The sequence below is a fragment of the Motiliproteus sp. MSK22-1 genome, assembly GCF_001968815.1.
Classification (GTDB): domain Bacteria; phylum Pseudomonadota; class Gammaproteobacteria; order Pseudomonadales; family Balneatricaceae; genus Motiliproteus.
On sequence record NZ_MIEQ01000044.1, the window covers coordinates 397699 to 423981 of the forward strand.

Here is a 26283-nt window from a genome sequence, read left to right on the forward strand (position 1 = left end):
CAGGGCCGGAGGCTCACTCTGATCTCCCCGCGGCCCTGCTGCTGATACTGGCTACGCCAGCCGCTTACGCAGAGCCTCGGCCAGACTGTCTTCAATCTCTTGCAGTTCATCTTCGAAGAAGTGCTTATCGCCTTCAAAAGGTTGCAGCAGGTTGATCTTATTCTGCTGCTCATCCCAGCGAGCCATAAAGACACGATCCATCCATTCCATATTGCGGGCTTCAGTGAACTGCAGCGCAAAACACTTTTCACCATTGATAATGGAGTAGCCCATAATCGCCAGCTTACCGGCGGATATCGTCATGGACAGATGACGGGATGGTCGGTTGATCGACGACAACGAACGGTAGATACGGTTAAAGATGCGTTGATAGTCTGCCAGAGGTGCGGTGAAGTAATGGTGCTCACCGGTTGGACGGGCAGCGTACATGGAGTGGAAACCAATACACATCATTCCAAGAATTTCAGCCAGATCAATCCAGTTCTGCGCTGAACGCTCCACATCCACCTTGCCGGTGTCATCGGTAAACAGACTGATGTGATTCATCATCGGGCTCTGGCTGCGAATATTGACCCCGTGGTTCTGCAGACGACGGATTGCAGCAATGGTGCTCGGATTCAACAGCTCACGAGGCGTCGAGAAATGTGCCATCCAGGCCAACTGAACGCCGTTGTCCCGCAGAGTATCAAACAGCTCCAACATCTTGTCGTACTTATGGCTGAGGATCATTTCCGGCTGAAAGGTCAGTGAACGGGTCGCCAGACGCACATTCTTCACATGCAGCAACGCCGGATCATCAATAATCGGTCGTACATACTGCTCCAGCCGGTTAACCGGCATATAACCACCATCACCACCGGTAATCAGCAGGTCGGTCACTTCCGGGTGCAAACGCAGGTAATCGTGTATCTGCTGAATATCCTTCTGGATAAACATATCCTCATCACCACGAACCTGAGCATGACGGAAGCAGTAAGTACAGAACGAAAAACAGTTCTGAGTGGTGCGATCAAATACCAGCTGACACTGAGGATACTTATGCTGACTACCGTCAAGAAACTCCACCTCTTCCTGATCGTTCTCGAACCAGGGCTTATTAAGCTGCTGATTGCCATCATGAGGGTTGGTTTCTTCCTGATAAGCGACCGCAATCCGGGTACGCTCCGCCTCGCTGCCCGCCTCTTCATAAGCTCGGGTAACGACTTCATTGATCATTCCTGGCTGAGGCATCACCAGCTGAAATACAGAGTCATCTTCAAAGTTATCCCAATCGATACTGTTCAGTGAATGACGGGTCGCCAGAAATCGATAAACTTCGACAAACAGCTCCCGCTCTGCGGTGTAGCCAATATCGATACCGTTTTTCCGAAGAATCTCATTGACCTCACGAAACCCTTTCAGACCGGTATAATTTTCGCGCTCGGTAAACAGGAACCTGCGAGTTTCCAGCAGTCCTGAATGCTGTGGGTAGGCAGCCTGCAATCTGCTCAGCAATCCGGTCGGTAATAGATTTTCATTTTCAATAATCGCACTGACTTGATCAGAATACTGGTAGCGCACCATCATCTTCTGGACATCGGAAGATGCTACGGTAAGCGGAACGGAATGAGGCGTACTGGGAATAACGGAGGCTGCATCAAAACTGGCCATTATTTTATCTCTGTTTCTGGTTATCATTTATGTTTGGCAATGGTCCCACCCAGTATTAACCCGTCCCCCTGATCTCTGCCAATTAAACAATTTAAGAAACTTATAACCGCTTATTATCAATAACATAAACCATTGAAAAAGAAACAAAAAAAACACATCAAAAATATTAAATTCCGATTAAAATATTTTTTAAAATTTATCAAAAAATAGCAACAACAACTTAAAACCATAATTACAATAAGTTTAATAACACAGATAAATTAATTAATAGATTATTTAAATAACGATTATATAAAATCATTCAAAAAAAATAAGACAACCTGCTTATCAGGCATAATGAATAAATAGATCACAGCATGGTAATCAACGACGCCTGCTCCCCAGCATCAGTATGCCGTCAACATTTGTCGTAGATTTCGATTAGCGAACTCGACTTTCCTCAAACAGCATCATCGTTGCCGATCCTCTGGCCAGAACCCTGCCCTGTCCATTTTCGACCAGCCCCTCCACATAAGCCGTTCGTTTTGTTCTGTTCACCACCCGGCCACTGGCTTTCAATATCCCTTCTTTGGCAGAACCAAGGAAGTTTACCTTCATCTCAAGTGTGGCCGCTGACAGCTGTTTCCCTGGCAGAGCATAAAAGAACGAACGAGCCAGAGCAGTATCCAACAGACTGCAGATCACGCCACCATGCACAATCCCTCCGACATTGAGATGCCTGGGGTTGATTTCAAGTTCTATTACATAATTGCCATCGATAAAGCCACGGGGTTGAATCCCCAGGTCATCAACAAAGTCTGTTGCAGGCATCTGACTCCCCACCTCCATCAACAAAAAAACCCCGACACCTAAGCACGGGGTTTTGATTCAGCAAACAAAAACTGCTTAAAACGGGTCAGAACCGGTATTCAGCCCTTCAGATCAGTCCTTGCTCCCTGGCAAGCTGCCGGGCAATTTTGGGTCCCGTCCAGAGTGACGGCAGCAGCACCAGCGACACAGGAACCGCTGTTACCACAATGAAGGACTGCAATGCCGAAACCCCACCCGATCCGAGTGAAATCAGAATCGCCGCGACCAACCCCATGGCGATCCCCCAAAAGATTCGCAGAAAAGCAGGAGGGTGATCAGTACCGGTCATGACCATGGAAACGGTATAAGTCATGGAATCACCGGTGGTTGCTACAAATATTGTGGTCAGGATCAAAAACAGAACCGAGACAATGAATCCCATCGGCAGCTGCTGAGTAATGGCAAACATGGCGGCCGGCAGGTTAAAACCGGTAAAGGGCTCGGAAATAACTCCTGGTTCTGCGATCTCAAAAGCAATACCGCTGCCACCGATGATAGTGAACCAGAAAGCAGTAACAACCGGAGCAAGAAGGGACACCACCGTCACGATCTCCCGGATGGTACGGCCACGGGAAATCCGGCAGATAAACATCGCCATCAATGGCCCATAACCCAGAAACCAGCCCCAGAAAAACACCGTCCACCAGTCCAACCAGCCCGGACTTGCGCGGAAGGTTGCCATAGGAATGAACTCATCCAGATAGAGTCCGAAGGAGTGAATAAAGGCATCGGAGATGAAAGCCGTTGGTCCCATCACCAGAATAAACCCCATCAGCCCCAGCGCCAGAAACACATTAATGGTACTCAGCAGCTGAATGCCTCGGGTAACGCCGCTGATTGCCGAAATGGTATAGAGCACAATCAGCCCCAGAATAATGCTTAACTGCAGACCGTAATCATTGACCAGTCCGAACAGTTCATTAAGACCATAACTGACCTGCAGCCCCAGAAAGCCAATTGGCCCGACAGTACCCGCCACAACGGCGATAACACAGGCAGCATCAGCAAAAGAGCCAATCCAGCTCTTATAGATCTTTTCGCCGAATACCGGATAAAGCAGCGTCCGGGGCTTCAGTGGCAATCCTTTGTTGTAGTGCAGGTACATCAGCACAATGGAAGTCAAACTACACTGGATCGCCCAAGCCAGAAATCCCCAGTGCATAAAACTCTGAGCCAGGGCCGGATAAGCAGCTTCCGCCGTCTTGGCTTCAACCCCAAATAAAGGAGGTGGAGAGATGAAATGAGCCATCGGCTCGGCAGCTGCCCAGAACACACCTCCCCCAGCCAGCAACGTACACATAATAATGGCAATCCATTTAAAGGTAGGGATCTCCGCCACCTCAACGTTGCCCAGTCTGACTCCTCCCGTACGGGTAAAAGCCAAACCCAGTCCAATAAAAAATGTAGACAGCATCAGAAGCTGCCAGTAGCCGCCAAACAGCTTGGTCGACCAAGCGAACGAACTGTTAACCATTCCGGAAAGCGCATCAATATCAATCAGCGCCATAATAAGAAACAAACCAATAAAGCCGCCACTAACGGCAAAAACAGGCCAATCTACATTGGCCAGGACGCCGGGGCTTTCGCTGATCTCAGCATCACTTCTCTCTTCGACCATTTCAGTCATAACAAACTCCAGTCTTCTAATTATTATTTCAATCCAGATAGCTGATGAACCTGTGATAACCCCGTCTGCCATTCTGAATATCCCAGAATGGTCAAGACCCTAAGGAGGTATTTCAGGTTATCGGACCAACTGCCAACCCTTGACCGAGTTTTAAATAATCATCGAGTGGATTAATAGATTCCAATAAAATCTCAATATTAATTAATAAGTGCTGACTATGGCTGATATAAAGCGCCTGTTATCAACCGACTATCCTGATTAAATCAGGATCAGTAGTCCACTGAGCATGAATCCATTTGTCCTTAACCGGATTTATTCCGTTACAAACTAAAAAAACAGCCTGATCCAAGGACCGATCGCCAGGGTGAATGCGATGTACTACAAACCTTTTCATATCGAAGATTTCAGGTATTTCACCAACCATAAATATGCGACGAAGACATTAATATATCCAGATTATTAATTGTTAAGTTATTTTAATTTGAAATATCAATCGCCAAAAAACGAGAATGGTTCTGTCAACCCTGACGACTGATTCGAACAATAACTTAATACTTGTTCTCCCCGGGGGAGAATATTAAGACAGGAATATATTATGGCTGACATGAGCGTAGAGTTTTGCGGACTCAAATTTAAAAATCCGATTATCGTCGCTTCTATCGAGCCGTCGAACAGCGTTGACAATATTAAGAAATGCATCGACAACGGCGCAGCGGGCGTTATCGTCAAAACGGTCAGCGAAATGAAGTCTATGTCGACACTGACCAAACATTCCAAATACGCGATTCTCAATGATAAAGGACAACCTATCCGCGGCAAAGTCCCTCGCAATTTCACCTTTTACAGCCGTTCCGGTTATATCAGTGAACACTATGAAGAGTGGATCGCCTACCTTAAGGAAACCCAAGCCTACGCAGAACAACATGGCGCCCATGTCATTGGTAACGTTTCTGCCGGCACTCTCGATATGTGGGCAACGCTATGCAAGATGACAGAAGACTGCGGCGTGCCGATGATCGAAATAAACCTTCACAACCCCTATCCCACAGAATGGGCTGGCAAATACCCGGGAACCATGATCGCCCAGAACCCGGAAGCCACCTACGAAATAACCCGTCGTTGCGTTGAAGCCATCGATATCCCGGTAATCGTCAAACTGACTCCAGAAGCCATTGATCTGACCGAAATAGCCAAAGCCGCAAAGGAAGCAGGAGCTGCGGCGGTTTCCGTCAACAGCCGATTCAAGGGGTTTGCTACAGATATCGAAACAGGCACGCCCTATATCGGTGGCACTGCCGGTGTTGGTGGTCCCTGGGTGAAACCCATTACGCTGCGCTGGGTTCAGGATATTTATTCAAAACTGGGCATGGAAATAGCCGGATCGAACGGTATTTTTGACGGTCGCGATGCTATTGAATTTCTGATGACCGGTGCCCGTATCATGCAGGTGGGCTCGGTACTGATGCTTAAGGGAATTGAATGGCTGCCAAAAGTGATTGGCGACGTAGAGAAGTTCATGGATTCTCACGGCTATGAAACAGTCGATGACCTGTACGGCATCTCCTCGCGCCGGGCAGCCCCATCACTGGAAGAACTGTTTAAGGCCAGCCCGCTGCAGGCCTACATCGATCACGAAAAGTGTAAGTTTCCCAAATGCACCACCTGTATTAAAAACTGTTACTACGACGCCCTTAACGAAGGTGAAGAGCAAGTGGTCAGCACCGAGAGCAACTGTATCGGCTGCGAGCTCTGCTGGAATGTATGCCCCTGGGATGCCATTCGCATGGGGCCCAAAGACCTCTCCACCACCGCTATTGAAGCGTTGTTGGTCGAATAACACTCATCGGGCAGCCCCCTGCTCAATCGCTTTCAACCTCTGACACCCAATACAGGAGGTCGTTATGACTTTTGTTGTTACCGACGCATGCACACTCTGTTACGACTGTGTCGAATCATGCCCTGCAGACTGTTTTCACGAAGGAGCCAGTATGCTGGCCATCAATCCGGAAGAATGCAGCGATTGTGGTAATTGCGAGCTCGACTGTGAGCATGGCGCCATTCTGCCCGATACCGACTGTGATGCCGATGACTGGATCGCCGTCAATGCCGAGCTGGCCAAAACCAGCCCCCAGCGACTCCCTGAATAACCGACTTTAACAAAGCCCGGGAGGGCAGTATCGCTCTCCTGCAATCCATCGTAACAACAGCTTTTTTAATCAAGGAGATCATCATGTTAGCGTTTTGCGCATATTACGAAGGTCAGGTCAAAGGCTCAGAGGCGGAATTCGATGCCTATATCCAGGAGGTTCACCTGCCCCTGGTTGCCAAATACCCTAAGCTCCAACAACTGCGATTTCTAAAAGGCATGACTCGCGAAGGGCTGCCTCCAAAGTTCTATCTCACATTTGAGCTGTTTTTTAAGGACTGGGATGATTTCGAAGTGGCAAAAATCTCTGCCGAGCGACAGCTTGCTGTGGAGGACGCCCTAAAGCTGGAAGCCATGTTTGACGGAAAAATCCACCATGTCGTCTACGAAATGCAGGACATTCCAGTCGCAGAATAATCCCTTTTGATAGCCAACATCAGGCCGGCGACTGATGCCGGGCTGCATAGCAGGAGCAACAGACAGTGCCCACCAGTATTAAGCAAGTGATCGATTTCTCGGCCTCAACCGTCGAAGGTTCGGTATCAACCATGGCCCCTGAGCGCTGCCTGCGGGGTCAACCGGAACAGACCCTGTGGAATCAGTTCCAGGACAGCACTAAACAGATGTTATCTGGAATCTGGGAATGTACCGAAGGTAAGTGGAATGCCGATTATTCCAGCAAGAACGAGTTCTGCCATATTCTCGCCGGCAAGGTGGTACTGACCGACGAGGCGGGCGGTGCTTCCACCTTCTCCGTCGGAGATTCCTTCGTGATTCCGGCCGGTTTTGTCGGCACCTGGGAGGTGCTGGAGCCGGTACGTAAACTCTACGTTATCGTCACGCCCAACTAACCGCTGGCTCCGGCCCATTGCCGGCTCTTCCGCCTAAGCGGTAGCTGCCGGCAACCTCAGATTCCCTCTGCTACCGATCCGTATTCCTGCAAAGACGCTTTGATATACCGCTCCAGCACACTGTCGAACAGGTCTGCTCAACCTTTGGTAATGCCAACAATGATGACTACGCGCTTGCTGAGATGCTGCAGTGGGTCTTTAGGTCGGCTATTCGTGACGGTAAGCCTATAGACCTATATCTACTTTCGTCTAGGATGCGTCGACTACTGAAGAGTGGATGTCAGCAGGTGGAGAGGAGAGCGTGACAGCGGCCCTGACAAGGATTAGAGCGGCGCGTAGTACTGAGGTACTGAGCACACGCCTTGGTTGTATGATTTGAAAGAATTAGTCGAGAAATAGGGCCATAGACATTGCCAGCAGTATTGCTGAAACAGCTGTGAAAGCGTAAAGCCAGAAAAAGATAGCGGCTAAGACTCGATCAAAGACGCTAGTGTGTTCACGAAGTAAGTCTGCATTCGCAAACATTGCCGACAAGGGGCTTTCCTTGAATCTGTCAGTTAGAGCTTTGGGTAATGCCAATGCTTGGGCCGTGTTTAAAATATCCCAGCCACTAGTAAACTCCATGCCCAAGCGTCCCTTCGTAGCTGGATTCCTTCGTAGCCTTCTAACTGTTATTTGACCAAAAGCTACGAAGAGTATCCCGACGATAACTGCAAATCCTATTAAGACCATCCCTATAGGGCCAACTATTTCCATAGTGAATTTATCCAATTCATAAGACGCTCATACCCCCAATCAGCTAAATTTTTTGTCTGATGATCAACCACCATTGCTCCACCTGCCGCCGCAGCAGTAATGGCGATACCTGCTCCAATGAGAAAGACCCAACCAACAGGTGTAGCTAGGGCAAGTAAGGCTAAGCCACCGTTGACAATAGCAGTTCCTGTTATAGCTCCCAGAGCAAATCCACTTGCCTCGACAAACATCTTCTTCTCCCAATTACCTCCTGCCTTGTAAGTATTGTGGATTGCACCTGCACGGCTTGTAAAGTCTATGACTGCAAGTCCATTGCCCAAGAGCTGAGTGTACTTGGAGAACTTAACAAGGTTCTGGGCTTCAATCTGACTGATCAATTCTAACTTTGCAACCGAGCGCCCACTCTCTGCTATATGTCGAGCGCGGGTAGCATTCATCAGAGGATGGCCTTTACGTATCTTTTTGCCAGCCGTTGCTAACTCAACCTCTAAGTTAAACTGTTGGATCATATTCTGGTGAGCGCGTTGTATCCTTACCTTGCTCATCTGGCGACCACCAGGATAGCTCAGAGCTTGCTTATGTTGCTTGAGGGCAGCTTGATACGCTTTAACAGCGCCGACAAAACCGGTCATTCGACCACCATAAACACTAGTCGCAGCTCCCATGCCAGCCGTGCTGTATGGATTGCTAATAGTTGACATTACTTGAGCTATGGCAATAGTTTTATCCTCACCAAACTCTGACACAAGGCCCATTAAGTTCTTGGCTGAAGATTGCGGCATAGAGGCTATCGGGTTGACTATACCTTGATCTTGAGGTCTGGAGTAGTCACCGACCAAATAGGGTGTGTAGGGGGATAACGTAGTCAGTATCTCGCAAGTGACGGTTTGTATGCTCTCAGTCGGCTGGATATCACACAGGTGGTTTAGAGAAGAGACAGCTGTAGGTTTTTCACACATCAAGACAGTAGCCATGCAAAGTTCCTTTTAAGTAGATTCCGTAGAGGGGCGTGATGGTACACAATGCTGTGCTAGCTGTCTCGTGCTTTTACAGTTATCCAGAGCTTCAACTTGCTGTAATCAATCTTATCGATATTCGTCTTCAGCTCAGCAATGAGTGTCTCCATCTTTCCCGGTCAGGTATGGCACCAGAGCGCCCCGACGGCATTGGCCTTGTCCCTCCCGGTCAACCCGTCTTGCCCGCAGAGATTCCACTTGATCAGGTAATCGGCGCCATGCTCTCGGAAATAAAGTCGGTTCTCGATCGCATCGCACGGTTGTTGTCTGAGTATCGGAACCTCTTTCCAGCAGCCCGCAGACTAAATCACTCGATTTCAAAGATTCCGTCGATTTCTACCGCAAACCCCAGTGGCAATGTAGCACCAGCATTGGTCCGCGCACAGCGTCCCCGATCACCGAATACCTCAGCCATCAGATCGGAGGCACCATTGACCACCTTGGGGTGTTCAGTGAAATCAGGCACAGCATTTACAAACGCACCAAGACGCACAACCTGTTTAACCCGGTCCAGATCGCCATCACAGGCGGCGCGTACCTGGGCAATCAGGTTCAGCGCGCACATACGGGCAGCTTCAGTACCCTGTTCAACAGTCAGGTCTTCACCGATTGTACCGATATATCTGAGGTCACCGTTCCAGATCGTAACCTGGCCAGAAAGAACCACCAGATTACCGGTTTTAACATAAGGTACGTAGTTGGCGACCGGAGCCGGAGCCTCCGGTAACGCGATTCCCAGCTCGGCAAGCCGTGCTTCAATAATTCCAGCCATCAGTACTCTCCATCATCAGATTGAGTCGAATATGAACGAAAACCTGCGGACAGGCACACTGAAACAGCGTGCCAGTCACCTGCGATCATCTGCTTGCAGAGTAACCAAAGCCGAATATCCAACACCAATTAAAATAAAAAATCGATTATTCTGATCAGCTTATAAAAACACCACCGATAATAATCTCAGTCTATTTTTCTCTTCCGTCTGGCATCATAAAAACAGCTGAATAAATGCTGCTTTCTCTTCAGCAATCATTGTTATCTAAAGAGTGCAAAAAGCTCTCAAGAACAAACTTCAAAAGCGGTTTGTTATTTATAAATACGAATTATAAATACGTTTATTTTTTTAAATTGTAAAAATAATCACCTGAATCCAGACTGACAAACATTGCCCAAATACCTGGGGACTGATGACTGGTGAATCGGTGGAAGCATATCTGATACTTCTGTTTGGAACCGCGCTGGTAAATAACGTAGTGCTGGTTCAGTTTCTGGGACTCTGCCCTTTTATGGGCGTCTCAAAAAAAATCGATGCGGCGGCAGGCATGGGTTTTGCCACCACCTTTGTACTGACTCTTGCCAGCGCCAGCAGTTGGCTTATCGAGCATTATCTGCTGGCTCCATTGAATGCTGATTTTCTCAGAATTGTCAGCTTTATTCTGGTAATTGCCGGCGTTGTTCAATTTACCGAAATGATCATTCGAAGCCTGAGCCCCCTGCTTTACCAGACCTTAGGCATTTTTCTGCCTCTGATTACGACCAATTGTGCGGTACTCGGCGTGGCACTGCTCAATGTACAACGCGCCCATAACCTGATTGAAAGCCTATTGTATGGGCTGGGCGCCTCATTGGGATTTGTGCTGGTGTTAGTTATCTTTGCCGGCCTGCGCCAGCGGTTGTCCCTTTGCCAGATACCAGGACTATTTTCCGGAACCCCCATCGCTCTGATTACTGCCGGCCTGCTGTCCATGGCATTCATGGGATTCTCAGGCCTGCCCAGCAACTGAGGGAAAACGAGGAGTAAGTAATGATCACTGCTGTTACCCTGCTCACGCTTATCGGTACCCTTCTTGGTCTGGGGCTGGGAGCTGTTAACCGCTATCTTCCGGTCAAGGAAGACCCCTTGCGGGAAAGCCTCAGTGCGTTGCTGCCCGGAACCCAGTGCGGCCAATGCGGTTATGCCGGTTGCCGACAGGCAGCTGAAGCACTTGCTGAGGGCACAGCCTCCGTCAATCTCTGTCCTCCCGGGGGACCTCTTTTGGTTCAGCAATTGGGCAGCATTCTGGGACGGGAAGAGGATAGCAGCGATGCTGGATCCCGGACCCCGGTACTCGCCTGGGTTAATCCAGACCTGTGTACCGGCTGCACCAAGTGCCTGCGCGAGTGCCCGACTGATGCTCTGGTCGGCGCTGCTAAACAACTGCATGTGGTTCTTGATGATGCCTGTACCGGTTGCGGAGCCTGCACCGATGTCTGCCCCACTGAAGGGATTTCAATGCAGGAGGTACCTCTGACGTTGACCAACTGGCACTGGCCCAACCCTCAGCACCAGGACAGTGGCCCGCCAAAGCAGGGGGCGGTATGAAACTGTTCGGTTTTCGCGGCGGCGTGCATCCTGAAGCGCTGAAACAGCATACGGCAGATCATCCGATCAGCACGCTCCCCTTACCAGCCGCACTCTATCTGCCATTACAGCAACACGTGGGGGAACCGGCGGAACCGGAAGTCAGTCCCGGTGATTACGTGTATAAAGGACAACTGCTGGCCCGCAGTCAGGGACAGATATCTGCACCGGTTCACGCGCCCAGCAGTGGCACAGTTGTCGCTATTGATGAATTTCCGGCCCCGCATCCATCGGGCTTGCCGGTCAAAACAGTAATTCTGGAAACCGACGGCAAAGACCACTGGAGTCCAGCCTGGACAACACCAACAGACCCCTGGTCCCTCAGGCCGGAAGAGATCGCACGCGAGGTAGGCCTGGCCGGTGTTGTCGGTATGGGGGGAGCGACCTTCCCCTCGGCAGTAAAGCTTGGTCAAAGCCTGCAGTACCCGATCCACAACCTGATTATCAACGGCAGCGAATGTGAACCCTATCTGAGCTGTGATGATCGCTTGATGCGTGAGAGGGCTCCTCAACTGATCGACGGTATCCGGCTGACCGCACACGCTTTGCAGGCAAAACAGGCCACTGTCGCCATTGAAGACAACAAGCCGGAAGCCTTCGCTGCCATGTCAGCGGCAGCTAAAGGAATCAATCAGCTGAACGTCATTCGAGTCCCTTCCCGCTATCCAATGGGCTGGGATAAACAGCTGATACGCATTATCACCGGCCGGGAAGTTCCGGTCGGAGCCCGTAGCGCCAGCATTGGAGTCTGCGTCCACAACGTCGGCACCGTCTATGCGATCCAGCAGGCTCTATGCGCTGGCACTCCTCTGCTATCTCGTGTGATCACGGTGGCTGGCGGCGCCATAGCGAAGCCGCAAAACCTGGAAGTCCCCGTCGGAACGCTGGTGTCCGAAGTCATTAAATATTGCGGCGGGCTCAACGAAGAACCGGCACGGCTGGTAATGGGCGGTCCGATGATGGGACAGATTGTTCCTCATACCGGAGTACCATTGGTCAAGGGTTCCAGTGGTGTGCTGGCGCTGACAGCCAGGGAGGTCGATGACGGCCCCGAACGCCCCTGTATCCGCTGCAGGCGCTGTGTAGAAGCTTGCCCGGTTGGTCTGATGCCCGTGGAAATGGCGGCCCGGCTGCGCGCAGATGATATTGATGGTGCTGTTGATTACGGCGTTCAGGACTGTATTGGCTGCAGCTGCTGCTCCTATGTCTGTCCGGCGAAAATTCCTCTGGTGCAATATTTTAACTACGCCAGAGGAGTACTTGATTGCCGTCAGACGGCAACCAGAAAAGCACAGCAGACCCGGGAAATGGCGCTGGCACGCCAGCAACGTCTGGCCAGCCAGCAGGCTGCCCGGGACGCCCGCAAAGCGGCCAAAACCGAAGACAAAGCCAAAAACAACACTAAGAACAACATCAAGAACACTCGACCAGCTTCAAAAAATCCTGACAGGCCAGCAAGCGGGGATGATGCCGGCACTCAGCATAAAGGTGCCGCTGCGAACATCATTGCTACCGATAGCCGAGTCACGGATATACCACTGCAATCGGAGCAGCTCTCGTGAAAATCAGTATTCCACAGGCAGCCCCTCATGTGCGAAACCCCGGCAGAGTGCCCTCTCTGATGACGACGGTATTGATTGCCCTGTCACCCATAACCCTGTTCGCAGTCTACCAGTTCGGCTGGCCGGCACTGAACCTGATCGGCCTCTGCCTGCTCAGCGCCCTGCTGTTCGAAATACTTTGCCTGTATAGCACTGGCAAACCGCTGGATACTTATATTCTGGATGGTTCAGGAATGCTGACAGCATTATTACTGGCGCTGAGCCTGCCTCCTCATGCCCCTTGGTGGATCGCTATCTGTGGCAGCGGTTTTGCCATCATTGTCGGCAAACATGTATACGGTGGTATCGGTCAGAATCCCTTCAATCCGGCGATGCTGGCCAGAGTTGCGCTGCTGCTCTCATTCCCGGTGGAGATGACCCACTGGACCCAAGCGGCCCCCCTGCTGAGCACAGCAGCCCCCAGTTTTATCGAAGGATTACAGATTACCTTTCAGAGCAGTACTGCCTTTGACGGTCTAACCGCGGCCACCACATTAGGCCAGTTAAAAACCGACCTCAGCCAGGGGTTGCCATTACAACAGCTAACGGAGCAGTACTTCCAACCGCTGGACAGCAGCCTGGGGCTGACGGCAGGTAGCCTGGGTGAAACCTCATCGCTGCTGATTGCAATAGGCGGTTTATACCTGCTCCGCCAGCGCATATTCAGCTGGCGTCTGCCGACCAGTTTTCTCGGCAGCCTGCTTCTGCTTTCTACGACCGCCTGGATACTGGCCCCAGAAATTTATGCCAGCCCGCTCTTTCACCTGACTTCCGGCGGAGTCATGCTGGCCGCCTTCTTTATTGTCACGGATCCCGTAACCTCTCCCTGCACCCGCAGAGGACAGTTACTGTTTGGTACAGGCTGCGGCGCCCTGACGTTTGTAATTCGAACCTGGGGAGGCTATCCGGAAGGTGTCGCTTTTGCAGTGCTGCTGATGAATGCTATGACGCCGTTGATTGATCACTATGTCAGACCCCGTCGCTATGGACGCAGCCGAACGGGTACCCCAATAAAAAGGCCTCTTTGGCGCCGTATCCGAGAATTTTTTTATACTCAACCGAAGTCACCTTCATCCGGGTCAGACAAATGATTGCGCGGTTCAAATCAGACCACTGGCGTCAACTCAGCTGGCCTGGCTTGCTACTGGGAACCGCTGTACTACTGGCCACATCAATACTGGCCACAGCCCAGCTCGCCACCCGGACAGCCATCGCTCAACGCCAGTCAGAAGACCTGAATGCCTCTCTGACTGAAGTAATTTCTGAAGACTTTTACAGTAACAACCTGGGAGCAAGCTCAATCAGTATCACCACCCGAGGGAGTGATATACGGTTTTTTCGTGCCATAAAGAACGGCAGGATCACCGCCGTCGCCTACAGTCTGACCACAACCGAGGGTTATGGCGGAGCTATCAAGCTGCTATCAGCCGTGAACCGAAACGGTGAACTACTGGGGGTCAGAGTACTTGCCCACAGCGAAACCCCGGGGCTGGGGGACAAGATGGAGGTTAGCAAATCAGACTGGATACAGAGTTTTGTCGGACTATCACTGAAAAACACCGCCCCGGAACAATGGGCCGTCAGCAAAGATGGTGGTCGGTTCGATCAGTTTACCGGTGCAACCATCACGCCGAGAGCACTGGTTAAAACGGTCAGAGACGGCCTGCTGCTGTTTCAACAGCAGCGTTCCATTCTGTTGGCCAACCCCGCTTCTCTGCCCTCTGCCGGTGCCGGCACCAGCGCCGACAATTCCGACCCAGATCAACACAGCACAGGTAGTCCCGACAAAGGTAAAAACAAACCAGATACTAAAAGCATGGGTAGTAACGATATTGGTCGTAACGATAATAAGTAATCACAATCGAGGTAACCAATGATCCCTTCCTATCGACAGATAATCGCCGACGGTCTTTGGCACAATAATGTGGTGTTTGCCCAGCTGCTGGCACTTTGCCCCTTGCTGGCGGTCACCAGCACAGCCACCAACGGTCTGGGGATGGGGCTGGCCTCGACAGTGGTTTTGACTGGCTCGAACCTGCTGGTGTCATCCTTCCGGCGCTGGCTTATCCCTGAGGTTCGTATCCCGGTTTTTATTCTCATTATCTCAACTCTGGTTACACTGGTGGATCTGGTGATGAACGCCTGGATTCATGAGCTGCATAAAGTACTCGGGCTGTTTATCCCGCTGATCGTGACTAACTGTGCGATTCTGGGCCGGGCCGAAGCCTTCGCCTCCCGCCAGCCAGTACTGCCCGCGATTGCTGACGGACTGATGATGGGTGCAGGTATGACGATGGCACTGGTATTGCTGGGAGCCTGTCGCGAGATACTGGGCAGCGGAACCCTTTTTGCTCAGGCAGGCCTGCTGTTGGGCGGCAGCTTCAGCGTCATGGAGCTGGTCCTGTGGCAGGATTACAGCGGTGTACTGCTGATGCTGCTACCGCCAGGCGGCTTTTTGGTGATGGGGTTTCTGATCGCGGGCAAGCGTTTGGTTGAGCGCTCAGCAAGCCGCTCCCGGCAAGCCTTATCTGCTAAGACAATAGACCCGACCATTGATAATTAATTCTTATAAATAGTTTTGTTTTTTATATTGGAATAATTAATCACAGAGCACCACAATAACCTCATAATAAAAGTGGAATAAGATAGGAGACCAACTATGAGCATGCAGATCAGTGTGGTATTTGCCAATCCTGAACAACCGCTGTGGTTAAAGTCAACACTGGCACCGGGAAGTACCGTAAAAGACGCAATCACCTGCTCCGGCCTGCTGGATCGCCTACCTCACCTCGATCTCAGCAGCTACAAACTGGGTATTTTTGGAAAGTTTGCCCGTCTCGACAAACCTCTGGAACCCGGTGACCGGGTGGAGATCTACCTGCCAGCCACCGCCAATCCAAAGTCCATTAAGGGGCGAAAACGATCCGACAGCCTCGTGACTGTCACTGATTAGCCAACCACAGCCGCCGGTGCTATTCCCATCACCAAGCTGGGACCGCAAGCGCTTTTTCAGCCACCAGAATGATGTTTCATCTGATGGACCGGACCAGAATAAACCTTATTGCTTGAAAGGGTATTAACACGTACATTGTATACAACCAATAACAAAAGTGTATTAGCGAAGATCTGACCAGAGTAGCTGAACCTCACTGAGCAGATTCAGCAGCGCATAAGAGAATAATAATTATGGCGACCGGTATCAGTCGAGTTCTAAACCTCAGGCATCTGCGTGCTTTTGTCGAAGTGGCCCACCAGGGAAATTTTACCCGTGCAGCAGATAAGCTGGCCATCTCCCAGCCAGCCTTGACCATCACTATTCATCAGTTAGAGGATTTAATTGGTGTCGAGCTGTTCAAACGAACCACCCGAAAAGTCAGTCTTGCACCGGATGGCGAGGAGTTTCTGCCAACAGCAGAGCGGTTAATCGAGGATTTTGAGAACGCCATTCTATCGGTCCATGCTTCGGCCAGGCGACGCAGCGGCGTGGTCGATATTGCAGTACTGCCCTCCATAGCCGTCAGACTACTGCCACGCGCAATAGAGAGTTTTCGCCAGAGTACTCCTGCGATCAAGGTCAATCTTCGCGACGACAATGCCCGCGGTGTTCACCGGCAGGTTCGCCGTAGCGAAGCTGATTTTGGCATCAGCAATCAGTGGCAAGATCACGCGGAACTGGAATTTACCCCGTTGTTTCGGGACCGGGTGGGTGCCGTCCTGTTACCGAACCACCCCCTGGCTGCAAGCTCCTCTCCATTGCCCTGGCACAAGCTGAAAGAGTATCCCTTTGCCGGAATGTCTCAGGATACCGGTGTCAGCGTCTTACTGAACACCACTGAAGGCTTACCGGAATCAGTCTACTCCCCGGACTACGAAGTACTGACGATGGCTGCTCTGGCCGGAATCCTGGAAGCTGGCCTGGCCGTAACAGCCTTACCTGAACTGGCTGTTCCGCGACTCTCCGAGTCGCCGCTGGTGTTTCGTGAGCTGACGAATCCGGTGGTGGAACGTCAGGTCTATATCATCACTCGCAAGAATCAGCCACTGTCCAGATCCGCCCAAACCATTCGAGAACTGTTAGCGACAACTCTGGCAGATCCCCGGGCGCTGCTGGACGGAAATGTTGCAAAGGCTGGCTGATTAGACTTCCGATAAATTTCCGCAGGATCTGTAAGAAAGATCATTTCTTCTCAGATCCCCCGTAACACTTAAATTGAAGACTTGTATCGCGAATGCGAAAAATTGAATATTTCAACAGGCTATCCGGCAGATCAAATTCAACCTGATTAAGACTCTCATTAAGAACCCCATTAAGAATCCCATTAAGAATCCCATTAAAACTGTCAGTATGAACAACCTATTGTATTCAATGCCCTTAAGTGGTGAATACCAACATCAAGTAACCGGCCTCATAACCTTTTCCTATCGGGTTGTGGGGTAAAAAAGCGGTTTATCACCGATCCGGAATGAAGCGATGGCATCCTGTCCGGTTGTGGAAGTCAGCCAGTCAATAAAACGACGACCTGCTTCTGCTTTAATGTGTGAATGCAGCGCCGGATTGACCAGAATGACACCATAAGGATTAAACAACCGGGCATCCCCTTCCACCATGACAGCAAGGTCACGCTTATTGCGAAAGCTCAGCCAGGTGCCACGATCAACCAGCGTATAAGCACTCATGGCGCTGGCAGTGTTAAGCGTCGCCCCCATGCCCGACCCAGTTTCGCGATAGCGCTCCCCCGAATTAACCGTTGGTTCTATATCAGCTGCAACCCAGAGTCCAAGCTCCTTTTTATGGGTTCCTGAATCATCTCCTCTGGAGACAAAAACAGCTGAAGCGCTAACGATTTTACTCAGCGCCAGTGCTGCATCACTCATACCTCTGATACCTGCTGGGTCAGCAATCGGCCCGACAATCACAAAATCGTTATACATCACGTCCTTTCGATCTATTCCATAACGGGCTTCAACAAACTTTTCTTCTGAGGGACGGTGGTGAACCAGCAGCACATCGGCATCACCGTTGCGGGCGATTCGAATCGCCTGTCCGGTTCCTACTGCGACAACCCGCACTTCGATACCGGATTCAGCCATAAACCGGGGCAGAATATGGTCAAATAATCCTGAATTCTGAGTCGAAGTTGTTGAGGCGAGAGTAATAAATGTCTCCGCGCCATGGGCCAGGTTCACGGCTACTGCAAAACCCAGTGATACGATAAGTCCAACAATCGAAAAAAATCTCATCTGGAAATCTCCTTGCTGATTCCGGGTGGGTGTAATGGATTTTTACGATGCCACCAGAGTAATTCACCTCGGGTAAAGGCTCTGGCCAGATCGCTCTGTGGGCAATCGAAAAACTGCTCTGCGGCTGTCTGTTCCAGCAACCGCCCGCGATGCAGGAACATCACTTCATCGGCAAGTCGCTGCACCTGGCCCAGATCATGACTGGTCATGATAATCCGGGTTCCGGCAGACTGGATGGCCGTGATTATCTGTTCCACCTGATGAGTGGCAGGAGGATCAAGACTGGCCGTGGGTTCATCCAGAAAAAGGACCTGGGGGCTCAACGCCCAGACTCTAGCCAAGGCAAGTCGCTGCTGTTCACCAAAGGAAAGTCGCGTAGCCGGTATGTCCTCAAAGCGACTCAGCCCGGTGCACTGAAGAACCCGGTTTATGATGGGTTCCCGCTCCGCGCGCGAAACGCCTTTGACCGACAACGCATAACCGACATTGGCCCAAACCGATCGTCGTAACATCACCGGCCGCTGAAATACCATTGCCTGCCGCTGACCCGTCTGCCCGTCACTTCCCCGCCATCGCAGCAGACCAGACGAAGGCTGCAGCAAACCATGACAGAGCCGTAAGAAGAGGCTTTTACCGGCGCCGTTCGGGCCAATAACCAGTGTGCTCCGGCCCGCTTCAAAACAACAGGAAACATTCTTGACCAGACGCTTGCCATCAATTTCATAACTCACATTATCGAGTTCGAGCGGCAGGATACTGCTGTCTACCATAGCCTCCTCCTCTTTTCGATCTTAAAAGCCGGTCCTGCCCCGGACTGCCTATCAGCCAGCTCAGCCCGTTGACAGCAACGGCGATCAGTACCAGCATAATTCCCAGTCCTAACGCCAAGGCCAGATCTCCTTTACTCACTTCCAATGCGATCGAGGTCGTCATCACCCGAGTTGCATGATCAATGTTGCCACCGACAATCATCACCGCCCCCACTTCAGCGATTGCCCGCCCGAACCCCGCCAGCAACGCGGTTAACAGCTGACTGCGTCCGTCCATAAGCAAGGTTGGCAGCGCCCGCCAACGGGTCGCTCCCAGTGATCTGAGCTGTTCCTCATACTCTGCCCAGAGCACTTCCACCACCTGCCGGGTCAAGGCTGCGATTATTGGCATCACCAGGATAAGCTGGGCAATCACCATCGCCGTGGGAGTGAACAGCAGCCCCAGCACACCCAGCGGCCCGGATCTGGACAGCATCAGATAGACGACCAAGCCAACAACAACGGGAGGCAACCCCATCAGTGAGTTAATAGCGATAATCAGCATCCGCCGTCCCGGAAAAGAACCAATTGCCAGCGCAGCCCCCAACGGCATGCCAATCACCGCGGCACTAAGAACAGCGGTCAAGCTGACAGTGAGCGACAATGCAACTATCTCCACCAGGTCAGCATCCAACTGAATCAGCAATGAGAACGCCGCTATAAAAGCGTCAGAAAAGTCGTTCATGATCCCATCCCAACGGCAGAGCAAACTTCATCAAGCGATAAATATCACCGATATCAGCTAAGCAGCGATGACTAAAACAACAGACAAACGATCAAATCTGTCCACACCGGTCCCGTACCAGGCTGTTCAGATGGCACTAACAACCCTGTTCCCCCGTTTAGTCAGGATTCTGCTCCCACCACTGATCGATACAGCGATTCACCTCGTCGCTGTAAAGCCGTACAACCTTGTCTGAAGGAGGTAGCGGTTCGTCGTAAAAGAACGCAGGATAGCTGTCGTCCTGTTCCTCAAATCCGGCTTGCCGGTTGAACAGCTTCTCCAGTCGTAAGGTATCCCGCCCCAGTCTGGCAATAAACGATGGGGCCAGTTCAGTACCATGAATGTTGTTAAGGGTATCGGCCAGCAACTGATGATTGGGATCGGTCACCGCACGACCAAAAATACACATTCCCAGTGAATCAGCCGCAGCAGCACTGATCTGAGCCTGCATACTGACATCAACCAGCTCGGCGATGCTCTTCCCTTTACAGTCGTAGCCCCCCAGATTACCGGCAGTATGGTCCCCACCCTGAGCGGTGACCATCATGCTGATACCGGTTACTTCAATAACCCTGGGATCATAAGCGCTTAATGCCTGACCTTTGACAGCGGGCACCCTCTTAATCTGGTAGTGGGTCCCGACTCGCGATGCCCCTTGCGCCAACAGGCGCCCCTGATCGGTTCCGTAACGAATCTCCTCAAGAGCACTAAGCAGATAACTGAAATCACCAAACTCCGCCAGCCCAGCCTCCATAACCACTCCCAGTACCGCGCCGGTTTCAATACTGTCGATACCAAGATCATTAGCGATAGCATTAAGCTCCGCCACCTGATCAGGCTCCGTAAGGCCACAATTGGTCCCCATCAGACCAATCGTTTCGTACTCCAGCGGAGCAACCAGCTCCTTGCCTTTTTCACAGTGATAGACGTTACTGCACTTGATCATGCAACCCGGCATACAGGCATGAGTCTGGTCACCGCCGCGAGCCAGATTCTGCTCACGAATATACTGGCCTCCCATTTTCAGCGTCCCATCAGTCATCTGCCCCCGACTGAAATTATTGACTGGCAACCCGCCAATATAGTTGGCAACATCCGCCATAAATGCTGTACCAAGCTGATTCAGGTTTTTCAGGCCTTCATGCTCACGAATCTGCACCCCATATTCACGAACGGCTTTCGACACCTTCTTGCGATCATGCAGCTCCGGCGTTTTACCCTTATCGATCACAATGGCCTTAACTCTTTTATGCCCCATAACCGCACCAACACCACCACGAGCAGCCAGCCTCACCGGGCGTCCTTCTGGGTCACTGAAGCCGATACCAGATAGCAATCCCTGGTACTCGCCCACTGGACCGCACAGAGCAAGACTGACATTGTCGCCATATTTTTCATGCAACAGAGCAGCGGCCGCCACATTGCCTTTACCCATATAAGGCTCTGCAGAATCAAACTGAATCGGCCCTTCCCTTGGAATTCTGATCACTACCCATTCGGGAGATACGTCCTGAAGAGTAAATCCGGCCAGCTTCAGGTGGCCCATTGCCAGTGCGAAAGTACCACCGGCATTAGCCTCCTTAATTCCACCGGTCAGCGGACTCTTGCAACCAACACTGATCCGGTTGGCATTAGAAAAACTGGTACCAGCAAAGGGACCGGCCGAAAAAATAAGAGGGTTATCGGCAGAAAGAGGTTCCACGGTGGCGATGCCCTGCTCCAGCAGTGTTCTGACAATAAAGTAACGCCCGGCACAGGCAACCGAATCCCCATTCAGCTCTTCAGTTTCGATGGATTGATCTTTGAGATTTATCTGTAAATACCTGCGCATACTGAACCAGCCCCTGATTGCCGCAGATCAGGCAGCAGCCGTAATCCGGACATAAGTTACAGAAAACAACCATAGGCGAGCATTACTCAGCGGCTCCATTCCCACTCAGCGAGCGCACCGCGGTCATAGCGACTATGGATGTTCTTTCAGACTGATTCTTGATTTTTACGCTTATCAACTCAAATTAAAAAATACAAACGATTTATAGGCGCTTCTTATATATAAATCTCAGACTCATCGGTGCAGTTACCAAAACAGCCACGGCAGGATAATAAACGAGTCAGGTACTCTTCACTGAAAGCCGGAAATGTCAGCGGCTTTATCTGATGTAGAGACTCAATCTACCGGCAGGAATTTGTGAAACAATCGGCTAGACTCAAAGACAGGCAGTTATACAGCGTTATCTAAAACGTCTTTTTTAAACAGCCTGGGGGAGCTGGTCGCAGGCCCCCTAACAAGCAGGCCATAGAAAGGGGAAATAATCATGAAATTAGTCACAATTTGTTTTTTGTTATGTATCAGCGGGATAGCTTCAGCAACCGATGCAATAAAAGCAATGCAGATAACGCCTAACAGGGAATACGTTCCCCTCGGAGTATCCACAGGAAAACAGGACCACTCTGTCAGCTGGTTTATCGAGCGAATTGAAACCAAGCCCAGTGAAACGGTGAAGGTCTGGATGTGTAAAGTATCACCAAACAAGCGACCATCATGCCAATCAACGACTCTGAACTCGCCTGTTCCGGGCAATGCCAGTAATTCAAAATAGTGGTGACTCTAAATAGCAATACGCTTATCGCCAGATAATTGGCCATACATGGACAGTAAACTCAGCGTCAACAAAATAAAGTAAACACTGTTCTCAGGGGTGTTACGATTACCCTACCGCGACTTCGCCGTGCTTTCTCTTCAGCACGACTAGTCATGTTGATCTTTTTCCTTTAAACCTTCCCCGCTGTGCAGCGTTCATCAAACAGGTTAAGTTTGTCTGATGGAACACGGAATATCTATCCGTTCAGGCCTTGTCTGCCACTGATGTAAAAATCATTCTGACAGCTCGCCCTTCTTCACCCCAGGGTGCGATATTAGTCATTTGAAGAACCAGATCTCCATTTGGACGCTCAGAGAGTTTGCTTCGCCAGCCCCAACTCGGGCTGGAGGGTACTTCATAACAGCATTCGACGGTAAAAAGTCCCCATGCATTTGCAACATCCACGCACGGGATTGATTTTGGCTGGTGCCAGCTATCAAGCCAAATGGCCCCTCCAGCCTTATTAAATGTGAAGCTCCCTTTTTTGGTCTCCCCCTCATACAACCAGGTGTAATCAAGCCCATCATGGCCAAACATCATCGAGCAATCGTAGCGCTCTTGCTTATTCCCTTCAGGATCAAGCCACAACTCACCCTTTCCTTCCCACTGGGTTCCCTGAAACTTACTGAGCCATTGCTTTGTCATTATTCATTCCTCGGAAACTTCAATGCCTGTACAGGCTCAGCATTTAGAGATTAAAGTAAATTTTTAACCCCGCAAGCGTGTTTGTCGCGGCAACCGAGGCCAGTATGAGTCCCATGATCCGGCTCACAACGCTGGCACCGCTATTGCCGATAAGCTTATTTATAAATCCTGCTCCCAACATCAGAATATACACAACCACCAGTACCGACAGCATAACGGCTGCTGTTTGAACTTGCTGCCAAAAATTAAAACGAGCATTTTCGGTCATAAGAACCGCTGCCAGCATAGCACCGGGACCCGCGATCGAAGGTACAGCTAAGGGGAAAATAGCCGTTTCATGATGATCTTCAGCAAGCCGCAATTCTTCATCAGGTTTACTCTCACCGAAAATCATTGAAAGTGCGAAAAGAAACAGCACAATACCACCGGCAATTTGAAACGCTGACAGGGGAATCGACATCGCCGTAAGGATAAGCTCCCCAGCCATTACAAAGAATAGCAGAATACCTGCTGACGCCAGTGAAGCAATCAGCGCAATTCTTCGTTTCGATGGGTTGTCGAACTGTGAGGTTACCGCAATAAAAACGGGAACGGTCCCTACGGGGTCAATTACAGCGAAAAAAACAATAAAGGTAGCCAGATAGTCAATCATTAATCAGATTGCTCCCAGTGGATGAGGCTTGTATGTCAAGTAGATAAATAGCCGGCCTATTCGACTGCTATCGCTGTCGTGATAACCGTTCTCTGGACGGTACTCTAACTGTTACGATGTTTGTTTTTCAAGCATTTAACTTCCCTAAGCCCCCGGATAGGGGCTTCATCAAACCTTCAGCTTCATGTTGGCTTTAACAGCCTTCCTCAGCCCACTCAGACTGGTAGACTAAAAATTGCATACAATATACCATTAATCAGCTATTACCGCCTGCTCTGCAGCTATTCAGCAAACGTTTCTTAACAGTTGGGTGTGTATACTGTTTTATGGCTTGTCATCAAATAGCTTCAGGAGCATACAAAAGCAATTAATAACAAGAAGATAAACCAACAAATCCCCTTTGAGCTAAGCAAACTATGACTATTGGCGTTGGCGGTTCTACCGCAAAAGAAGAGTTGGAAAAACTCAGAAATATGACTGCAGATATCCAGCCGGTCTCACAACAAGAATTTCAACAGCGGATTGCAGCAGCCCAGAAACTTATGCAACAACAAGGCATCACAGTCACCTATCTCAATGCGGGGACTAATCTTTATTACTTTACTGGTACAGGCTGGCATCCCAGTGAAAGAATGGTCGGAGCACTACTCCCCGCCAAAGGGGATATGGTTTATATAGCGCCTCATTTTGAACTCAATACCTTGAAACAGTATATGCAGGTTCAGGCTGAGGTCGCGACCTGGCAGGAACACGAATGTCCTTATGCTTTGGCTATTGATGTGCTTAACGGTATGGGTATTCATAATGGTAAATTTGCCATTGACGAATCTACAGCCTTTTTCATCAGCAACGGTATGGATCAACAGGCAAATGATTTTCAATTGGTAAGCGCCACCCCTGTTACCGGGGCTTGTCGGATGATTAAGTCAGCAACAGAACTCGCCTTGATGCAACGAGCCAAAGATATGACATTAACCGTGCAAAAAGCGGCTGCCAGGATCTTGCGTAATGGCATAACAACTCTCGAAGTTACCGAGTTTATTGACGAAGCTCATCGACGAGTAGGTGCTCCAAGTGGCTCTTATTTCTGTATAGTCCTTTTTGGGGAAGACTCCTCTTTTCCTCATGGGGTAAAACAACCAAAAGCACTGGAAACCAATGATATGGTACTTATCGACACTGGTTGTCAGATTGAAGGCTATATTTCTGACATCACCCGATCCTATGTTTTTGGTACAGCTGATGATCGCCAACGGAAGATGTGGGCGATAGAAAAAGCTGCCCAGGATAAGGCATTTCAGGCAGCGCAAATTGGTCAGCCCTGTGGTGAGGTTGATATAGCGGCCAGAACCTATCTAGCGGATCAGGGTCTGGGGCCTGATTATCAAACACCCGGTTGTCCTCATCGAACAGGTCACGGTATTGGTCTGGATATTCACGAATGGCCTTATCTGGTTAAAAGTAATCAAACCCCGTTAGCAGCTGGTATGTGCTTTTCAAATGAACCCATGCTGGTTGTTCCCGGCGAGTTTGGTATCCGCCTGGAAGATCATTTTTATATGACCGATCAGGGGCCCGAATGGTTTACGCAACCATCCCACTCGATTGATGATCCATTTGGTTACAGGGTCTGAGTGAAAATCGAGCTCCACTAAAAGCCACGGAACAATGAGTGACACTGCTCGCGATACTGACCTGGTGAAGTTCCTTTCCACGCTCGGTAAGCACGGATAAAAGAATTGGACTCTTGAAAACCGAGCAGGAAAGAAATTTCGCTCAGTGAAAGCGAGGATTTTTCAAGATAGTGGTCGGCAAGCTCTGCCCTAACTGATGTTAATATCGATTGGAAACATTCTGTTTCCGCTGATAACTTGCGCTGTAGAGTGCGCTTACTCATGGCTAATTGCGATGCCACCGCTTCTATTGTTGCTTCACCACTTGGCAACATGCCAAGCAATACCGCTTTGGCCCGAGCAGAAGTACTGGCCCCTGCATCCAAATCCGCCAGTTTTTGGTTCAACCCTTGCTCAAAAAAGTCCCACATTCCGATATTTGAGGTCAAAAATGGCCTCGCTGCATCGCCCGATGCGAAGCTGATTTCTGTGTTGTCAGAATAACTGACAGGACATCCAAAATAGGTTAGATACGGCTGAAGATCAGATGGAAGTTCCGGCAGCGCGATTGAAAGAGGCGTGATGTGTTCACGAGTACCAACCCGCATAAGCTGACAGAAGAACACCAGTTCGCACAGACTTAGGATTCGAGGAAGCTTTCCTGCTTCCTGATAGCAGCTCAGCGTCAGCAGGGTCGAATCTTTTGTAACATCCACCTCTAATGCCATGGGGCCAATCAAAGGCTTGTAGTGGCTCAATCGCCTGGCTGCAACATTAAAATCCGGGCTGCAAAGACTCGCAAAGATTGGCGCATCAAAAGATTCCACATTAAAATTCTCTGCCAATAACAATGGCACTTCTCGCACACCAGCAGCCTTTTCGATACCACGCCATAACTCAAAGTATTCCGCTGGCGTCAAGGTAGCATCGCTGCGATTAAAAAGGTCGGCTGGTAGTCTGGCATAAGCCAGCACCGCATTTGGATCGATTTGCATATCTGTTAGCATCAGTTTCCAGCCGCAGGGAATAGCAAACTTGCTGGCGTATTTCATGGCTCAACCAT

27 protein-coding genes are annotated in these 26283 nt (G+C 50.3%); 14 read left to right on the top strand and 13 right to left on the bottom strand.

Features of this window, described 5'->3' with window-relative positions:
• Window positions 1-51: 51 nt before the first annotated feature.
• From BGP75_RS12395 to BGP75_RS12405, 3 genes are all read right to left on the bottom strand, one after another.
• Entirely contained in the window at window positions 52-1650 is a 1599-nt protein-coding gene (locus BGP75_RS12395; protein WP_076718905.1) for a hypothetical protein, read from the bottom strand.
• Window positions 1651-2070: 420 nt separating this feature from the next.
• Window positions 2071-2460 carry a PaaI family thioesterase gene (locus BGP75_RS12400; protein ID WP_076718906.1) on the bottom strand — a complete coding sequence of 130 codons (390 nt, stop codon included), beginning with the start codon at window positions 2458-2460 and terminating at the stop codon, window positions 2071-2073.
• 106 nt (window positions 2461-2566) lie between these two features.
• Entirely contained in the window at window positions 2567-4117 is a 1551-nt protein-coding gene (locus BGP75_RS12405) for a BCCT family transporter (protein WP_076719316.1), read from the bottom strand.
• Window positions 4118-4721: 604 nt separating this feature from the next.
• On the opposite strand from BGP75_RS12405, the gene BGP75_RS12415 reads away from it, so the two are divergent.
• From BGP75_RS12415 to BGP75_RS12430, 4 genes are all read left to right on the top strand, one after another.
• Entirely contained in the window at window positions 4722-5963 is a 1242-nt protein-coding gene (locus BGP75_RS12415) for a 4Fe-4S dicluster-binding protein (RefSeq protein WP_076718908.1), read from the top strand.
• A gap of 64 nt (window positions 5964-6027) precedes the next feature.
• Complete coding sequence (locus BGP75_RS12420; RefSeq protein ID WP_076718909.1) at window positions 6028-6273, top strand: ferredoxin family protein; 246 nt, start codon at window positions 6028-6030, stop codon at window positions 6271-6273.
• An 83-nt stretch (window positions 6274-6356) separates the two neighbouring features.
• The gene (locus BGP75_RS12425) at window positions 6357-6689 is read left to right on the top strand and encodes an EthD family reductase (RefSeq protein ID WP_076718910.1); all 333 of its coding nucleotides are present in this window, start codon (window positions 6357-6359) and stop codon (window positions 6687-6689) included.
• Between the two features lie 65 nt (window positions 6690-6754).
• A complete protein-coding gene (locus BGP75_RS12430; protein WP_198939351.1) occupies window positions 6755-7123 on the top strand; it encodes a cupin domain-containing protein in 369 nt (122 codons plus the stop codon).
• A 384-nt stretch (window positions 7124-7507) separates the two neighbouring features.
• On the opposite strand, the gene BGP75_RS27420 is transcribed toward BGP75_RS12430, so the two are convergent.
• The 3 genes from BGP75_RS27420 to BGP75_RS12445 all read right to left on the bottom strand — a co-directional run bounded on the left by BGP75_RS27420 (window position 7508) and on the right by BGP75_RS12445 (window position 9667).
• Entirely contained in the window at window positions 7508-7747 is a 240-nt protein-coding gene (locus BGP75_RS27420; RefSeq protein WP_233152916.1) for a hypothetical protein, read from the bottom strand.
• 122 nt (window positions 7748-7869) lie between these two features.
• Complete coding sequence (locus BGP75_RS27215) at window positions 7870-8853, bottom strand: hypothetical protein (RefSeq protein ID WP_076718912.1); 984 nt, start codon at window positions 8851-8853, stop codon at window positions 7870-7872.
• A gap of 349 nt (window positions 8854-9202) precedes the next feature.
• Window positions 9203-9667: a RidA family protein gene (locus BGP75_RS12445; RefSeq protein WP_076718913.1), complete on the bottom strand. Its 465-nt coding sequence runs from the start codon at window positions 9665-9667 to the stop codon at window positions 9203-9205.
• Window positions 9668-10094: 427 nt separating this feature from the next.
• Here BGP75_RS12445 and rsxA point away from each other — a divergent pair, with 427 nt between their 5' ends.
• From rsxA to BGP75_RS12485, 8 genes are all read left to right on the top strand, one after another.
• A complete protein-coding gene (rsxA, locus tag BGP75_RS12450; RefSeq protein ID WP_143821062.1) occupies window positions 10095-10676 on the top strand; it encodes an electron transport complex subunit RsxA in 582 nt (193 codons plus the stop codon).
• Between the two features lie 20 nt (window positions 10677-10696).
• A complete protein-coding gene (locus BGP75_RS12455; RefSeq protein ID WP_076718915.1) occupies window positions 10697-11254 on the top strand; it encodes an RnfABCDGE type electron transport complex subunit B in 558 nt (185 codons plus the stop codon).
• On the top strand, window positions 11251-12855 hold the full coding sequence (gene rsxC / locus BGP75_RS12460; protein WP_076718916.1) for an electron transport complex subunit RsxC: 1605 nt from the start codon (window positions 11251-11253) through the stop codon (window positions 12853-12855). Before BGP75_RS12455 ends, rsxC begins: the two co-directional genes overlap by 4 nt.
• Window positions 12852-13985: an RnfABCDGE type electron transport complex subunit D gene (locus tag BGP75_RS12465; RefSeq protein ID WP_076718917.1), complete on the top strand. Its 1134-nt coding sequence runs from the start codon at window positions 12852-12854 to the stop codon at window positions 13983-13985. The genes rsxC and BGP75_RS12465 overlap by 4 nt, the downstream gene beginning before the upstream one ends.
• Complete coding sequence (rsxG, locus tag BGP75_RS12470) at window positions 13982-14749, top strand: electron transport complex subunit RsxG (RefSeq protein WP_076718918.1); 768 nt, start codon at window positions 13982-13984, stop codon at window positions 14747-14749. The genes BGP75_RS12465 and rsxG overlap by 4 nt, the downstream gene beginning before the upstream one ends.
• A gap of 18 nt (window positions 14750-14767) precedes the next feature.
• Entirely contained in the window at window positions 14768-15457 is a 690-nt protein-coding gene (locus BGP75_RS12475; protein WP_076718919.1) for an electron transport complex subunit E, read from the top strand.
• Window positions 15458-15553: 96 nt separating this feature from the next.
• Window positions 15554-15847, top strand: coding sequence for an RnfH family protein (locus tag BGP75_RS12480; protein ID WP_198939352.1), 294 nt, complete (start codon window positions 15554-15556; stop codon window positions 15845-15847).
• A 233-nt stretch (window positions 15848-16080) separates the two neighbouring features.
• A complete protein-coding gene (locus BGP75_RS12485) occupies window positions 16081-17031 on the top strand; it encodes a LysR family transcriptional regulator (RefSeq protein WP_076718920.1) in 951 nt (316 codons plus the stop codon).
• 282 nt (window positions 17032-17313) lie between these two features.
• Here the strand turns inward: BGP75_RS12485 and BGP75_RS12490 are convergent, their stop codons facing one another.
• The 4 genes from BGP75_RS12490 to BGP75_RS12505 form a co-directional block, all read right to left on the bottom strand.
• Window positions 17314-18135, bottom strand: coding sequence for a substrate-binding domain-containing protein (locus tag BGP75_RS12490; RefSeq protein ID WP_076718921.1), 822 nt, complete (start codon window positions 18133-18135; stop codon window positions 17314-17316).
• Window positions 18132-18905 (bottom strand): ATP-binding cassette domain-containing protein, encoded by a 774-nt coding sequence (locus tag BGP75_RS12495; RefSeq protein WP_076718922.1) that lies wholly within the window; start codon window positions 18903-18905, stop codon window positions 18132-18134. The genes BGP75_RS12490 and BGP75_RS12495 overlap by 4 nt, the downstream gene beginning before the upstream one ends.
• Window positions 18868-19629 (bottom strand): ABC transporter permease, encoded by a 762-nt coding sequence (locus BGP75_RS12500; protein ID WP_076718923.1) that lies wholly within the window; start codon window positions 19627-19629, stop codon window positions 18868-18870. Before BGP75_RS12500 ends, BGP75_RS12495 begins: the two co-directional genes overlap by 38 nt.
• 157 nt (window positions 19630-19786) lie before the next feature.
• The gene (locus BGP75_RS12505) at window positions 19787-21499 is read right to left on the bottom strand and encodes an aldehyde ferredoxin oxidoreductase C-terminal domain-containing protein (RefSeq protein WP_076718924.1); all 1713 of its coding nucleotides are present in this window, start codon (window positions 21497-21499) and stop codon (window positions 19787-19789) included.
• A 484-nt stretch (window positions 21500-21983) separates the two neighbouring features.
• Here BGP75_RS12505 and BGP75_RS26805 point away from each other — a divergent pair, with 484 nt between their 5' ends.
• Entirely contained in the window at window positions 21984-22268 is a 285-nt protein-coding gene (locus BGP75_RS26805) for a hypothetical protein (RefSeq protein WP_143821046.1), read from the top strand.
• 246 nt (window positions 22269-22514) lie between these two features.
• Here the strand turns inward: BGP75_RS26805 and BGP75_RS12515 are convergent, their stop codons facing one another.
• Both BGP75_RS12515 and BGP75_RS12520 read right to left on the bottom strand, forming a co-directional pair.
• On the bottom strand, window positions 22515-22955 hold the full coding sequence (locus tag BGP75_RS12515) for a hypothetical protein (protein ID WP_076718926.1): 441 nt from the start codon (window positions 22953-22955) through the stop codon (window positions 22515-22517).
• Window positions 22956-22998: 43 nt separating this feature from the next.
• Window positions 22999-23607, bottom strand: a complete 609-nt coding sequence (locus BGP75_RS12520; RefSeq protein WP_076718927.1) for a MarC family protein — start codon at window positions 23605-23607, stop codon at window positions 22999-23001.
• A 416-nt stretch (window positions 23608-24023) separates the two neighbouring features.
• Here BGP75_RS12520 and BGP75_RS12525 point away from each other — a divergent pair, with 416 nt between their 5' ends.
• On the top strand, window positions 24024-25241 hold the full coding sequence (locus tag BGP75_RS12525; protein WP_076718928.1) for a Xaa-Pro peptidase family protein: 1218 nt from the start codon (window positions 24024-24026) through the stop codon (window positions 25239-25241).
• A 17-nt stretch (window positions 25242-25258) separates the two neighbouring features.
• Here BGP75_RS12525 and BGP75_RS12530 read toward each other — a convergent pair whose 3' ends face one another.
• Window positions 25259-26272, bottom strand: a complete 1014-nt coding sequence (locus BGP75_RS12530) for an AraC family transcriptional regulator (RefSeq protein ID WP_076718929.1) — start codon at window positions 26270-26272, stop codon at window positions 25259-25261.
• Window positions 26273-26283: the final 11 nt, after the last annotated feature.